16 protein-coding genes are annotated in these 14175 nt (G+C 64.6%); 7 read left to right on the top strand and 9 right to left on the bottom strand.

Translation table 11 applies throughout. The annotated features are described in order from the left end of the window. Positions 1-65: 65 nt before the first annotated feature. Positions 66-398, bottom strand: a complete 333-nt coding sequence (locus tag EL2594_RS11825) for a hypothetical protein (protein WP_011415317.1) — start codon at positions 396-398, stop codon at positions 66-68. A gap of 143 nt (positions 399-541) precedes the next feature. On the opposite strand from EL2594_RS11825, the gene recQ reads away from it, so the two are divergent. The 6 genes from recQ to asd all read left to right on the top strand — a co-directional run bounded on the left by recQ (position 542) and on the right by asd (position 5818). Beyond that, positions 542-2347: a DNA helicase RecQ gene (gene recQ / locus EL2594_RS11820; RefSeq protein WP_011415316.1), complete on the top strand. Its 1806-nt coding sequence runs from the start codon at positions 542-544 to the stop codon at positions 2345-2347. Between the two features lie 82 nt (positions 2348-2429). Beyond that, a complete protein-coding gene (locus tag EL2594_RS11815; RefSeq protein ID WP_011415315.1) occupies positions 2430-3344 on the top strand; it encodes an SPFH domain-containing protein in 915 nt (304 codons plus the stop codon). Between the two features lie 22 nt (positions 3345-3366). Beyond that, complete coding sequence (locus EL2594_RS11810; RefSeq protein WP_011415314.1) at positions 3367-3567, top strand: hypothetical protein; 201 nt, start codon at positions 3367-3369, stop codon at positions 3565-3567. A gap of 4 nt (positions 3568-3571) precedes the next feature. Further along, entirely contained in the window at positions 3572-3829 is a 258-nt protein-coding gene (locus EL2594_RS11805; protein ID WP_011415313.1) for a hypothetical protein, read from the top strand. 59 nt (positions 3830-3888) lie between these two features. Further along, complete coding sequence (locus EL2594_RS11800; protein ID WP_011415312.1) at positions 3889-4872, top strand: hypothetical protein; 984 nt, start codon at positions 3889-3891, stop codon at positions 4870-4872. 94 nt (positions 4873-4966) lie between these two features. Continuing rightward, a complete protein-coding gene (gene asd / locus EL2594_RS11795; RefSeq protein WP_011415311.1) occupies positions 4967-5818 on the top strand; it encodes an archaetidylserine decarboxylase in 852 nt (283 codons plus the stop codon). Here the strand turns inward: asd and EL2594_RS11790 are convergent. From EL2594_RS11790 to xth, 3 genes are read right to left on the bottom strand one after another with little or no spacing between them, the layout of a single operon-like run. Further along, positions 5815-6318 (bottom strand): GNAT family N-acetyltransferase, encoded by a 504-nt coding sequence (locus EL2594_RS11790; protein WP_011415310.1) that lies wholly within the window; start codon positions 6316-6318, stop codon positions 5815-5817. The genes asd and EL2594_RS11790 overlap by 4 nt on opposite strands. Next, on the bottom strand, positions 6315-7352 hold the full coding sequence (gene ribA / locus EL2594_RS11785; protein ID WP_011415309.1) for a GTP cyclohydrolase II: 1038 nt from the start codon (positions 7350-7352) through the stop codon (positions 6315-6317). The genes EL2594_RS11790 and ribA overlap by 4 nt, the downstream gene beginning before the upstream one ends. Before the next feature lie 29 nt (positions 7353-7381). Then, positions 7382-8179 (bottom strand): exodeoxyribonuclease III, encoded by a 798-nt coding sequence (xth, locus tag EL2594_RS11780; protein ID WP_011415308.1) that lies wholly within the window; start codon positions 8177-8179, stop codon positions 7382-7384. A gap of 118 nt (positions 8180-8297) precedes the next feature. On the opposite strand from xth, the gene EL2594_RS11775 reads away from it, so the two are divergent. After that, complete coding sequence (locus EL2594_RS11775; RefSeq protein ID WP_011415307.1) at positions 8298-9728, top strand: alkaline phosphatase; 1431 nt, start codon at positions 8298-8300, stop codon at positions 9726-9728. Between the two features lie 375 nt (positions 9729-10103). On the opposite strand, the gene EL2594_RS11770 is transcribed toward EL2594_RS11775, so the two are convergent. From EL2594_RS11770 to pabB, 5 genes are all read right to left on the bottom strand, one after another. Continuing rightward, positions 10104-10769: a LolA family protein gene (locus tag EL2594_RS11770; protein WP_011415306.1), complete on the bottom strand. Its 666-nt coding sequence runs from the start codon at positions 10767-10769 to the stop codon at positions 10104-10106. A gap of 86 nt (positions 10770-10855) precedes the next feature. Further along, entirely contained in the window at positions 10856-11023 is a 168-nt protein-coding gene (gene rpmG, locus EL2594_RS11765) for a 50S ribosomal protein L33 (protein WP_010233410.1), read from the bottom strand. 125 nt (positions 11024-11148) lie between these two features. Then, on the bottom strand, positions 11149-11565 hold the full coding sequence (gene arfB / locus EL2594_RS11760; RefSeq protein WP_011415305.1) for an alternative ribosome rescue aminoacyl-tRNA hydrolase ArfB: 417 nt from the start codon (positions 11563-11565) through the stop codon (positions 11149-11151). Further along, positions 11558-12247, bottom strand: coding sequence for an RluA family pseudouridine synthase (locus EL2594_RS11755; protein WP_011415304.1), 690 nt, complete (start codon positions 12245-12247; stop codon positions 11558-11560). The genes arfB and EL2594_RS11755 overlap by 8 nt, the downstream gene beginning before the upstream one ends. A gap of 102 nt (positions 12248-12349) precedes the next feature. Beyond that, a complete protein-coding gene (pabB, locus tag EL2594_RS11750) occupies positions 12350-14161 on the bottom strand; it encodes an aminodeoxychorismate synthase component I (RefSeq protein ID WP_011415303.1) in 1812 nt (603 codons plus the stop codon). Positions 14162-14175 lie beyond the last annotated feature (14 nt).

Genomic DNA, 14175 nt, shown 5'->3' with positions numbered 1-14175 from the left:
GCGCCAAAGAAAAAGCGGGCCCTTCGGTCAGCCCGAAGCGCCCGCTCTTCCAGCCTTGAAAAGGCTTATCGCTCGACAGCGTCTTCCGCATCGGCCGCAGCGCCTTCGGCGGCATCGATGGCGGCCTGGACGTCGGCGGCCGCCGCGGCTGCTGCTTCCCCGGCCGCTTCGGTCGAGGCTTGCTCGGCAGCGCGCACGTTTGCGGCATCATCGGCGTCGTCCGTACCGGCGACCGCGGCATCGTCTGCGACCGGCTCTTCGGTCACGTCGGCCATGGCTTCGTCGGCGGGCATTTCGACGGTATCGGCCATCGCTTCATCGGACGCGTCTTCCGCGCCGCCACATGCGGCGAGAGCGAGCGTACCGGCAGCGACGAGGCCGAGGCGTAGGGTGTTCATCGATTGTCTCCTGTTGAACCGATCCTGTCCGCATGCAGCAAGCGTGCGGTTGCTCGCAGTTTAGACGGGGAGGCGGGCGTGGGCCAAGGGAAAACTGGCACCTTCGCCCTTGTCTGGCCTTGGCGATGTGTCATGGCACATGCGTGGGCGCAGACACTCTCGACCTGGATTCATCCGCCGCACTGGACGATGCGCGCCAGCGCTTGCGCGAAGTGTTCGGCCATGACGATTTCCGTGGCCGCCAGCCGGACGTGCTGGTGCGCGTTCTCGCCGGGCAATCGACGCTGGCGGTGATGCCGACCGGCGCGGGCAAGTCGCTGACCTATCAGCTGCCGGCCACCATGCTGCATGGTACTTGCGTGGTGATCTCGCCACTGATCGCCCTGATGCACGACCAGCTGCGCGCGGCGCGGGCAGATGGCATTCGCGCGGCAACGCTGACCAGCGCGGATTCCGACTGGCGCGAGACGATGGACGCCTTCCGTGCGGGCGAACTGGACCTGCTCTACGTCGCACCCGAGCGGGCGAGCCAGCCGAGCTTTTGCGACCTCCTGACCGCAGCCCCGCTGGCGCTGTTCGCCATCGACGAAGCGCACTGCGTTTCGGAATGGGGGCACGATTTCCGCCCCGACTACCGCCAGCTGCGCCCCCTGATGGATCGCTTCGGCGATATTCCGCGGCTGGCGCTGACCGCGACCGCGGATGCGCATACGCGGGCCGATATCCTCGAGCAGCTGGGCATCCCGCAAGACGGGCTGGTGGTCGCGGGCTTCGACCGGCCCAGTATCCACTACGCCATCCGTCATCGCGACAACCCGGTGCGACAACTGACCACGCTGATGGGCGAACAGCCGGGTCCGGGCATCGTTTATGCGCCGACCCGCCGCAAGGTTGAGGACCTGGCCGCCAAGCTCGCTGCGGCGACCGGGCGCGAGGTGCTGCCTTATCATGCGGGGCTCGACCCGCATGTGCGGGCGGAGAACCAGGCGCGGTTCGTCGCGAGCGAGGACATGGTGATGGTCGCGACCATCGCCTTCGGAATGGGGATCGACAAGCCGGATGTGCGCTTCGTCGCTCATGCAAGCATCCCGAAATCGATCGAGGCCTATTATCAGGAAACGGGCCGCGCGGGCCGAGATGGCGACCCTTCGCTGGCGCTGATGCTGTGGGGCGCGGAGGATTTCGCCCGCGCAAGGATGCGGCTCGCCGAAGTGCCCGAAGACAGGCAGGCGGGTGACCGCCAGCGGCTCGATTCGCTCGCCAGCCTGGTCGAGACGGCGGGGTGCCGCCGCGCGGTGCTACTCAGGCATTTCGGTGAAGACCCGCCCGGGCAATGCGGCAATTGCGACAATTGCCTCGATGCGCCGGGCGTGGTCGACGTGACCGAACTGGCGCGCAAGTTCCTCAGTGCAGCCTATCGCACGGGGCAGAGCTTTGGCTTCGGCCATTTGCAGAAGGTGCTCACCGGGGCGGAAGACGACCGCGTGCGCCAGCGGGAGCACGACCGGCTGAGCGTATTCGGGATCGTCGATGGCGAGGATGCGGCAATGCTGCGCCCGGTCAGCCGGGCCTTGCAGGCGCGCGGTTCGTTGGTCGCGACCGAGCACGGCGGGCTGGCGCTGGGCGGCGATGCCAAGGACATCCTCAAGGGCGATACTCCGGTGATGATCGTCAAGCCGCCGAAGAAAGAGCGCCGCAGCAGGCGTAGCCGCGCTGGCGGGGTCAACCCTGTCGGCGATCCGCTGTTCGATGCCTTGCGCGAACTCAGGCGAGAGCTGGCGGTCGAAGGGCAGGTGCCACCCTACGTCATCTTCCACGATGCGACCTTGCGCGAAATGGCGGTGACGCGGCCTGCCAGCCTATCCGAACTCGGCGCGATCGGCGGCGTAGGGGCCAAGAAGCTCGACGCCTATGGCGAGCGCTTTCTCGACTGCATCCGGAGACACTGACACCGGATTGACGGAATTTGTTTGACTTGCGGGCCGTCCGATATAAAGATGATATCATAGTTATATCGAAAGGACTGATCCGATGGTCAATGTTTTGGACGGGATGAATGTCAGCCAAGAGAGAGGCTCCAAGACCTACAATGGCTATGTGATGCTGCTGGTCCTGCTGGCGGTTACGGTCCTCGCGTTCCTATGGATGAGCACGAGTTTTCCGCCGGGCCCCGAGAAGGCCAGCAAGATCTATTTCGTATTCAAGCTGGTTGCGTCGCTGACCGGTTTCCTTGTCGTCGCCACCGGGTTTTTCATGATCCAGCCCAACCAGACCGCGGTGATCACCCTTTTCGGAGCCTATAGCGGCACCGAGCGAACCGAGGGGCTGCGCTGGGTGTGGCCGTGGATGATGCGCAAGAAGATCAGCGCCCGTGCGCACAATGTCCATTCGGAGAAGGTCAAGATCAACGATCTGCGCGGCAACCCGATCGAGATCGCCTGCAACACCGTCTGGCGGGTGCGTGACACCGCGCAGGCGGCCTTCGATGTCGACGATTACAAGGAATTCGTGAACATTCAGATCGAGGCCGGGCTACGCACGGTCGGCGCGCGGCACCCCTATGACGACATGAGCGAGGAAGACGCGACGACGCTGCGCGGCAGCGCCGACGTGGTCAACCGCGAGCTGCAGGAAGAGCTCAACGAGCGCCTCAAGGTCGCCGGTATCGTTGTCGACGAAGCGGGGCTGACCCACCTCGCCTATGCACCGGAGATCGCCGGGGCGATGCTGCGCCGCCAGCAGGCCGATGCCGTCATCGCCGCGCGCAAGAAAGTCGTGATCGGCGCGGTCGGCATGGTCGAGGATGCGCTGGCCAAATTGTCGGCGGATGGCGTGGTCGATCTCGACGACGAGCGTCGGGCTGCGATGGTCAGCAACTTGATGGTCGTGCTGTGCGGCGATCGCGAAGCGCATCCGGTGGTCAATGCCGGCACGCTCTACCAGTAGGCTTTGAGGCGAGGAGGCAGCCATGGCGGCCGCCAAGAAGAAAGCCTTTGCCCTACGGCTCGACCCGGCGGTTCACGCCGCGGTCGAGCGGCTCGCGGCGGCAGAATTGCGCAGCGCAAATGCGCAGATCGAAATGCTGGTCCGCGAAGCCTTGAGCGCGCGTGGTATCGACGTCGCGCGCAGCGAAACGCCCAGACGCGGTCGGCCCCCGAAGGAGAATTAGATCCATGCTGCACAAATTCTTCGAACCCGGCGATTGGTTCGCGCCCAAGAAAATCGGCTACGGTGCCGGCCTGCCGATCGCGTGGCAGGGATGGGTGCTGCTGTTTGGCTATCTGGCATTGGTCCTGGCGATCGCCTTCGGAGTAGACGTTGCCGATGAGGTGGACCTGGCGATCAACCTTGGCGCGATATTGCTGATAACGATCCCCTTCATCGTTATCGTGAAGCGAGGGACCAAAGGCGGCTGGAAATGGCGCGGCTAGGAGCGGGCGGATCGCATGTCTTAGCAGCCCGTTAACCCTTTTTCGCTATCGCGGGCGCCATGGAAAACTCTGTCCGCCTCCCGCTTGCCCGCCCGTCGAGCTGGCTCATCGGTACCATCGCCACAGCGGCCATCGCGCTGATCCCGATCGCCGCCGCGTTTGCGCAACCTGCACTGGCGCCCTTCACCGTGGTCGAGAACGGACGCGGCTTCGGCACCCTTCAGGAAGCGGTCAATGCCATCGGCAGCGGTTCGGGCACGATCGCCATTGCGCCAGGCACCTATCGCCAGTGCGCCGTGCAGGAAGGCGGCAGCATCGCCTTTTTCGCAAGCGAACCCGGCACGGCAATTTTCGACAGCGTCGAATGCGAAGGCAAGGCTGCTCTCGTACTCCGCGGCCGTGAAGCTAGCGTTTCCGGCCTGGTGTTCCGAAACATGGCCGTACCGGACTACAACGGCGCAGGGATCCGGCTGGAAAGCGGGGCCCTGACGGTCGCCAACAGCTGGTTCGTCGACAGCCAGCAAGGCATTCTCACCGCGCATGACGACGGCATCCGCCTCGTCATCGACCGCTCGACCTTTTCCGGTCTCGGCACCTGCGACGGCGATGGCGGCTGCGCGCATTCGATCTACACCGGCAGCATCGGGCACTTGCGCATCACCCGCAGCCGCTTCGAACGCGGCACCGGCGGGCACTATGTCAAATCGCGCGCGCTACGCACCGATATCGCCGCCAGCAGCTTCGACGATAGCGCCGGGCGCTCGACCAATTACATGATCGACCTGCCGCAAGGCACGGTCGGCCAGATCACCAACAACTGGTTCGTCCAGGGCCGCGACAAGGAAAACTACTCCGCCTTCATCGCGGTCGGCGCCGAAGAAAACGACCAGAGCTCCGACGGCCTGGTAATCGCCGGAAACGATGCCCGCTTCGTGCCGTCGCTACAGCGCAGTTCCGCCTTCGTGGCCGACTGGAGCGGGGCGAGGCTCGCGATCGAGGACAACGTCCTGGCGCCGGGTCTCAAGCGTTACGAACGCCGCTAAGGCGGAACGCGGCACGCCCCTCGCCCGTTGAGGGCTGGAATGGAGTGCGCACCATAATCTTGATCCAAATCCGCCGCGAGGGCATCGCACCTCTATGAGCAAACCCTTCGTATGGCTCCAGCATGCATTGCCGCAGCATGCCCTGTCGCGCCTCGCAGGTCGCTTCGCGGGCAGCCGTCGCCCGTGGCTGCGAGACCGGATGATCGCGCGATTCGCCGCGACCTATGGCATCGACATGAGCGAAGCCGAACGTCCGCTCGGCAGCTACGATAGCTTCAACGACTTCTTCACGCGCTCGCTGAAACCCGGTGCGCGTCCGCTGGCCGATGCCTCGCAATACGTCCTGTCGCCCGCCGATGGCGCGGTCAGCCAGCTCGGTCGCATCGAGGAAGGGCGCATCTTTCAGGCCAAAGGGCACAGCTTCACGGCAACAGAACTTCTCGGCGGGGACGAGCAGACTGCGGCGCGCTTCACCGACGGGCATTTCGCCACGATCTATCTCAGCCCGCGCGACTATCACTGGGTCCACATGCCGGTTTCGGGTACGCTGCTGGAAACGACCTACGTTCCGGGTGAGCTGTTCTCGGTCAATGCCGTGACCGCCGAAGGCGTGCCGCGGCTGTTTGCCCGCAACGAGCGGCTGGCCTGCCTGTTCGACAGCGACCTCGGACAGGTCGCCAGCGTGATGGTCGGCGCAATGATCGTTGCCGGTATCGAGACCGTGTGGGGCGGACGGGTCGAACCGCACGGCAGAAAGCTCACGCGGTCGGTTTATTCTCGGGAAGGCGCGGCCCCGCACCGCTACGAGGCCGGCGAGGAGATGGGCCGCTTCCTGCTGGGATCCACAGTGGTCCTGCTGTTCGAGGAAAACCGGATCGAATTCTGCGAGGGCCTGCAGGCAGGCAGCGCCGTGCGGATGGGCCAGGCGCTGGCCCACAAGCTCTAGCCGTCGAAGGCCGGGGCGAGGGTCAGCTTGCCGCTCGGCTTCTCTCCTTCGAACACCAGGATCTGCAGGAAGGGATCGAGTTCGTCCGACAACGACAGGTCATGCTCGCGCGTGAAGCCGAAGCGCGAATAATAGTCCGGATCGCCGACGAGCGCGATGCCTTTCGCCCCTGCGCCGCGCATGTCCGACAGGCCTTTCTCGATCAGGTCGGAGCCAATCCCGGTCTTCTGGCGCAAGGGGATTACGGAGACCGGCGCCAGCTGGTACCACGGCGCTTCGCCATGCTCGATTGAAACCGGCGAGAAGGCAATGTGACCGACGATCGCTTCGTCCGCACTCAGCGCGACCAGCGACAGCGTCAGGTCTCCATCGGCGCGCAAGCGTTCGACCAGCGGCCCTTCGTCGCCGTCAGCATGCACCATGTCGCGAAAGGCAGCATCGGTCAGTGCGCGGATCGCGCGCTCGTCGCCGGGCTGCTCCGGCCGAATGGCGATCTTCATGGCAGCAGGTGACCGGCGCGGTCACGCTTGGTGTCGAGATAACGCTGGTTAAATGGGTTGGCGGGCAGCGCATGGGCCACCCTCTCTGCGATCGAAATTTTCTCCTCCTCCAGGGCGGCCACTTTTCTTGTGTTATTGGTGAGAAGCCGAACCTCACCGATGCCGAGTAGCCTAAGCATGCGCGCTGCGGTTGTAAAATCGCGACTTTCGTCGGGCAGGCCGAGCCGTTCGTTGGCTTCGACCGTATCAAATCCCTGATCTTGCAGGCGATAGGCCCGCATCTTGTTGACCAGGCCGATGCCGCGTCCTTCCTGGCGCATGTAGAGCAATACCCCGTATCCACCGTTTTCCGCTTCCGCCGCCATCCGCGCCAGCGCCGCATCGAGCTGTGGGCCGCAATCGCATTTGAGGCTGCCGAGGATATCGCCGGTGAGACATTCCGAATGCAGCCGCACGAGCGGGATTGCGTCAGCGGACTGGCGGCCGACGATCAGCGCGCAGTGTTCGCGCATGTCATCGGGCTTGCGGAAGACCACGATCTCGCTGTCTTCTCGCGCGGCGATCGGCAATTGCGCCCGCGTGGCGATGTGCAAAGCGGCAGGGTCTTCCCATGCTGAAAGATCGTCGGGCGAGACCGACTGCGCTTCGCCCGCCGCATCCGGTGCGACCATGAAAGCCGGCAGGATTCCCGCGATCCGCGCCAGTTCGAGCGCGGTGGCAGCGTCCGACTCCCACGCGATCGGCTCGGCCTTGAACGGCCCCTTGAGCGGGTGCTTCAGGTCGAGCGCGGGGTCGGCCACCGCCGTCGCCAGGTCGAGATCGAAGGGCTCGGCACCACGGATCATCACCGGCGAATGCGGAACCGCCGCCTCGAGCTGGTTGGCAAGCTTGAGCGTCGCGGCGCGCGCGGCGGAGATCAGCAGCCGGTCTGCCGTGGCCTCGCGCGCCAGTGTCGTTTCGATCGGCAACAGCGTGCCCGCCTTCGCCAGCGCGATCGGCCAGCCGTGGCGAAGCCCGTCGATCGCCTGTGCCACGCGGCGGGTAGGAGAAGGCCCGGCCCCGTTCAGAAGGTGAACTCCGTCGTCAGCGGGATATGATCGGACGGCTTCTCCCAGCTGCGAGCATCTTCGAGCAACCGGTGCCCGGTCGCCTGCGCCGCCAGTTCCGGGCTCGCCCACATATGATCGAGCCGCCGCCCGCGATCGTTCTTGCGCCAGTCGGGCGAGCGATAGCTCCACCAGCTGTAATAACGTTCCGGCGCCCTGATGTGTTCGCGGCCGATATCGCTCCAGCCATGCGCGTCCATGAAGCGTTGCAGCGTTTCGACCTCGACTGGCGTGTGGCTGACGACCTTGAGCAATTGCTTGTGGTTCCAGACATCGCTTTCCAGCGGTGCGATGTTGAAATCACCGACGATCAGCGTCGGCCGATCGACCTTGTCCGCCCAGCGCGTCATCCGTTCGAGGAAATCGAGTTTCTGGCCGAATTTTAGGTTCTGCTCGCGGTCGGGAATATCGCCGCCGGCGGGGACGTAAACATTCTCGATCACCGTGCCCTTTGCTGGGCCTTCGGTCAGTTCGATCCCGACATGGCGCGCTTCGCCATTGTCCTGCCAGTCATGGCGGGAGAATTCGGTGAAGGGGACCTTCCCGACCGTCGCCACGCCGTGATAGCCCTTCTGCCCGTGCACCGCGAAATGCTCGTAGCCAAGCTTGCGAAAGGCCTCGTAGGGAAACTGGTGTTCCTGGCACTTGATCTCCTGCAGGCACAGCACGTCCGGCGCTTCCTGGTCGATGAATCGCTCGACGATCGGCATGCGCAGGCGGACGGAATTGATATTCCAGGTGGTGACGGAAACCATGGCGCTTGCCTTAGGTAGCGCGCCCCGCCCAAGCAAGGGAGCGCGGGCGGGTTTTCGCTTTGCTGTCACAACGAAGGGCGATAGCACGGCGACACGATCCGAAATGCGGAGATATTTGATGATCCAGTCTCGCCCGGCCCTCGCCGCCCTTTTTGCCACTTTCGCGCTGCCACTGGCGGGTTGCGGCACAGCCTATGCGCAAGACGACGTGACGAGCGCGCCAGCGCCAGTGCAACAGGCTGCAGAGACGCAAGAATCGGGCAAGGCCAAGAATGTCATTCTCTTCATAGGTGACGGGATGGGTGTCTCGACCGTGACCGCCGCGCGCATCTATGCCGGTCAGAAACTCGGCCAGACCGGCGAGGAATATATCCTGCCGTTCGAACGCTTCGAAAATGTCGCGCTGGTCAAGACCTACAACACCAACGCGCAGGTACCCGATAGCGCGGGCACGGCAACGGCGATGCATTCTGGCAAGAAGACCAAGATCGGCTTTCTCGGCATCGGGCCGGAGGCACCGCGCGCCGATTGCGTGGCGGGGCAGCAATACCACCTGCCGCTGATCGGCGAGCAGGCGAAGGAGCGCGGCCTGGCGGTCGGCGTGGTCAGCACGGCGCGCATCACCCATGCGACGCCGGCCTCGGTCTATGCCCGCGCGACCGAGCGCAACTGGGAAGCCGATGCCTCGATGCCGGAAGACCAGCGCGGGCTCGGCTGCGACGACATTGCGACGCAATTGGTGAATTTCGATTTCGATGTCGCGCTCGGCGGCGGCACCGCGTCCTTCTTCGGCGCCGACAACGGCGGCCGCAGGCTCGACGCCGCCGCGGACCTCCCCGGCGCGTGGGTGGCGCGGACAGGCGGCACCTATGTGACCGACGCCAACGAATTGAGCCTCGCCCCGGCGGGGAAGCCGGTCCTCGGGCTCTTTTCCCCGAGCCACATGACCTACATGGCGGAGAAAGCCGCCGACAATGGCGAGCCGACGCTCACCGCGATGACGCGCGAAGCGATCCAGCGGCTCGCCAAGGACCCCGACGGCTATTACCTGATGGTCGAAAGCGGGAGGATCGACCACGGCCACCACTGGGGCAAGGCCGGGGTTGCGCTGGAGGAAGCGGTCGAATTCGCCCGCGCGATCCAGTGGGCGATCGAAAACACCGATCCGGAAGAGACGCTGATCCTCGTCACCGCGGACCACAGCCATGTCTTTACCATCGCCGGCTATCCCAAGCGCGGCAATCCCATCCTCGGCCTGGTGGTCCCGCCGGAGGGAGAAGGTGACGGCGGCCCGATTCTTGCCGAGGACGGCAAGCCCTATACGACCTTGGGTTACGCAAACGGCCCCGGCGCTGTCTCAGGCGAGCGACCCGTCCCCGAAACGGGCGTTATGGCGACACAGCAGGCTTTGGTGCCGACCGGCAGCGAGACCCATGCGGGCGAAGACGTGCCGCTCTATGCGCAGGGGCCCGGCGCCGAGCGCGCCCGCGGCGTCATCGAGCAGAATGTGGTCTACGACATCATGGTCGAGGCACTAGGATGGAAGTGAACAATTAGGCCCATTATCTTATAAGTATCGCTGAAGCACGGCGCATAGCGCCGCAAGGCCGACTGGCCGCCCGCAGCGATTGGGTCCTGAGCCTGCCGAAGGACCCCTTGAGCGAGGATATCGCACCCCGGATGGGGTGCGGGAAATCAGACTCAACAAAAAACCCTCGTGCCGGGGGCAAGTGGCACGAGGGTTCCTTGTGAGCGTTCGTCACGCTGTGAACAAAGCGGGCTTGATTGGAAGATCGAGGCAACAGGGGGGAAACCCGCCTTCCGACCGCTTTGGTGAAACAAGATTACTGCGGTTCGGCTTTCACGGCAATGAACGCAATGTCGCACTTTGTCGCAAAGTCACGTCACATGGCGGACGAAGCGTTTACCCCGGGCGACGACTGGAACGGCGCGGATCTTTGTACCTGAATGTCGCGTCGCTCACAGACATGCCGTAGCGCTGATTCGAAAGTCGTACGGTCGTGCGATTGTTCTGCGCATCAAGGGCCACCCAGTTAGTTAACTGCCAGCCGCCGGGTGCTGAAGCATTGCGCAGGAAGATCAGCGTAATGACGCCGAATTCCGGCTTCTTCGGATCGCGCACCTCGACACTGAGGACATCGCGATTGCCGGTCGATATCAGTTTGCCGTAACGCTTCACGTCGCGGCTGGGATCGAGCAATGCGCCCAGCGGCGAATTCTTGATCGGCCACCGCTGGACCTGGTTCACTTCGTAATCGACCAGCGTCATCGAGCTGCCGTTGGATACGATCAGCAGCGGAACGCCCTTTTCATATTCGAAACGGATGCGCCCCGGGCGCTTGAGCGTCATGGTGCCGCCCACGGTCTGGCCCTTGCGATCGGTCTGCGTGAAGCTGGCGCGCATGGTCGAGATACCGCGCAGGGCCGCGACGGCATCGTCGAGGCTGCCGGCGCTCTGCGCAGCGACAGGCACCGGGGTCGCGATGATTGCGACGGGCGCGGAAACGGCCAGCGCCGCTGCAAGAGCAGCGCCGAGGCGAAGGCGAGGAAGACGGATTTTTCTAGTCATGTCAGGCCCTTTACAGTTCGTCCGCTGAACTGTCACTGACAGGGCCCTGTTCCCGTTATTCAGGATATTCCCGCCATTCAGAAAGCTTACTTGATCTTCGCTTCCTTGAACTCGACGTGCTTGCGCACGACCGGGTCGTATTTGCGGAAGGTCATCTTCTCGGTGATGTTCCGCGGGTTCTTCTTGGTCACATAGTAGAAGCCCGTGTCTGCGGTCGAGACGAGCTTGATCTTGACGGTAGCGGGCTTCGCCATGGTGCTTTCCTAAAGGTCTGGTGGGCCTGCGGGAGGCCAAAATACATCGGGCGGCGCGCTGCACGCACCGCCTCGTCGGGCGCGCAATTGGGCGAATCAGGCACGAAAGTCAAGATCGAACAGGCTTACCAGTCCGAACGCGATACCTTTCCCCGCTTGGCCTTGACCTCGCCGCGCGCTTTCTTCGCTTTCAGGCGCTGGACCTTGCCGATGCGGTTCAGGCGGCTTTTCTTGCGCGCCTTGGGCTTGCGATGCGCGGCTTCGAGCAGGTCGCCGAGCTTTTCACGGGCCAGTTGGCGATTGGCGTCCTGCGTGCGATGCTCGCGGGCGGTGATCAGCAGGTCGCCGCTGGCCGTCAGCTTGCTCCCGGCGAGATCGCGCAGCCGGGCGAAGACCGGCGGGGGCAGGCGCAACGCATAGACGTTGACCCGCAGCTGCACCTGGGTCGCAACCTTGTTGGCATTCTGGCCGCCCGGCCCCGTGCCGGCGATGAAGCTCTCTTCCGCCAGCGCATGGGCCCGGTCGAGCAGCGTGTTATCCATCACTTGGGCCATCGCTTAGACCATCGCTCGTGCCATCGAGCGCGCCAAGCGCGAGGAAATCGGCGGGCAACGGCGCCGTGGCACTTATGGACGGTTTGCCATCGCGCTCCACGGTCAGTCCTGCGGCATGGAGCATGGTGCGCGGACCGGTGGAGGCATCGCCATAGACCGGGTCGCCCAGCAGCGGCAGGCCGAGCCCGCTCGCGACATGGACGCGGATCTGGTGCGTGCGTCCGGTTTCCGGTTCGAATTCCAGCAGCGCGCCGCGCTCCAGCTTTTGCAGCAAGCGCCAGCGGGTCAGTGACGCCTTGCCCTTCTTCGCCGGGATCATGCGCCAGCCTTTTTCGGCGCTGCTGATCTTCGCGAGCGCCAGCGCGATCTCACCTTCCTCCGGCTGCGGAACGCCGTCAACGATACCGAGATAGCGCTTGCCGACGCGGCGTTCTTCGAAAGCCTTGGCAAAGCGTTTCAGCGCCTTGGGATTGCGCGCGAGCAACAGGCAGCCGCTGGTGTCGGTATCGATCCGGTGCACCGGTACCGGCGCGCGCTGGAAGCCGAGCTTGAGCGCGTCGAGATGGTCTTCGAGCGAAGGCCCGCCGCGGCGCGGGCGTTCGATCGGCAGACCGGCAGGCTTGTCGATCACCAGCGCTTCGCCGTCTTCGAAGAGAATGGGAATATCCATAGATTGTTCGTTCGCCCTGAACCTGTCGAAGGGCTGTCCTTCACTTTGAGAGCAGCGCTAAAAGAAAATGCAGGGCTTCGACAGCCTCAGCCCGAAGGGTTTCTAGGCGATGAGCTCGGCCTTCACCAGCCCGCGCACGGCGTTGCCGATGAAGAAACCGCCTTCGAGGTCTTCGATGCGGACTTCCCCTTCGACCGCGCGGCCCTGTTCGATCAGCGAGCGCCGCAACACGCCCGGCAGCAGGCCCAGCGCAGCGGGCGGTGTCACAAGCCGCCCCTCGCGCTCGACGAAGATGTTGGAGATGCAGCCTTCGGTCAGCTGACCATCGGGGTGCAGCAACAGTGCCTCCTGCGCTTGGGCCTCGCGTGCCACATGCTGCGCTGCCTCGTAAAAGCCCCGATCGCTGGTCTTGTGGCGCAAGCGCCAGTCGCCGGGATCGACCGGCAGCGGCAGGATCGCGCATCTCGCCGGCTCGCTCCAGGGCGCGCCGAGCGGGGTTGCCTCGAGCGCGATATTACCAGTCCGACCGCTGGTCAGCCGCACGCGTGCAGGCTGCTCCAGATCGAAGCACAGCGCCTGGATCTGGTTGCGGGTGGCGTGCCGATCGAAGGTGAAGCCCAGCTCCGCCGCGCTCGCCTTCATCCGCTCGAGGTGCAGTTCGAGCAATTCGATCCCACGCTCCGGATCGAAGCGCATCGTTTCGATCAGGTGGAAGCCGGGCGCCTGGGCCTGCGCATCGCTGGCGCGTGCGAAGCCGCCCTTGAGGATTGTCTCGCGCCATTCGGTGCCGCAATCGCTGTCCGCCACGATGGCCGAGCCGACGCCGAGCACCGCCTTGCCGCGCTCGTTCTCTATCGGCGTGAGGCGCAATGTCCGGATGGCGACGTTGAAGGCGGCGTTGCCATCGCCATCGATCCGCCCGATCGCGCCGCAATAGGGGCCGCGCGCATCGGGCTCGACACGGTCAATCAGTTCCATTGCGCGGATCTTGGGCGCGCCTGTAATCGAGCCGCAGGGGAACAGCGCGTGGATCAGGTCCATCGCGCCCTTTCCGGGTTGCAGCCGCGCGTGGACCGTCGTGACCATCTGGTGCACGGTCGGGTAGCTCTCGACCGCGAAAGGCTTTTCCACCGTCACGCTGCCCGCCTCGGCCACGCGGCTCAGGTCGTTGCGCATCAGATCGACGATCATCAGGTTCTCGGCCTTGTCTTTCTCCGAACCCGTCAAGTCTTCGGCCAAGGTCTTGTCCGCTTCCGCATCAGCCGCGCGCGGCCGCGTGCCTTTCATCGGCTTGGCTCGAGCTTGCCCGTCCTTGAGCGACACGAACAGTTCCGGGCTGAGGCTCAAGAGCCAGTGCGATCCGTCGAAGATCAGCCCGCCATAGCCGGCTTTCGCTGCGGGTCGCAGCATGGCGTAAAGCGCGACCGGATCGCCGGTATATCCGCCCGCCAAAGGCAGCGTCAGATTGGCCTGATAGATATCGCCCGCCTTGATAGCCTCCTGCAGCGTGGCAAACGCCTCTTCGTAAGCCCCGCGCGAGACTTGCGGATCGAGCGGGCCGAGGGTTGCCTGGCCGGTCCCGTTTTCCGATAGCCAGCCGGGAACATCTTCGGCCTCCACCGCACGCTCCGTCGCGAACAGGCCGAGCCATACCAGCGGCCCGCCAGCGCCGGTGCGGGCATCGGCCCTCGGCATGAACTTTGGCTCCAGCGCCAAGCCCGCTTCGTAGCCGATATAGCCCGCCAGCGTCCCGCCCCGTTCCGTCTGCGCCGCCTGCGCCCGGGCGAGCGCGTTCTCCACCTCAGCGGGTCGATAGGCCACGAAAACCTCGCTCGGACCCTCGTAGAGGTGCGCCTGCGCAGCGCCCTCGGTACGGGCATCGTCGAGCAAAACGAAAGGAGCGCGATCGGCCATTCCCTCCGCCATAA

This window comes from Erythrobacter litoralis HTCC2594, assembly GCF_000013005.1.
GTDB lineage: Bacteria > Pseudomonadota > Alphaproteobacteria > Sphingomonadales > Sphingomonadaceae > Parerythrobacter > Parerythrobacter litoralis_A.
This window is presented reverse-complemented; position numbering and strand designations above follow the sequence as displayed.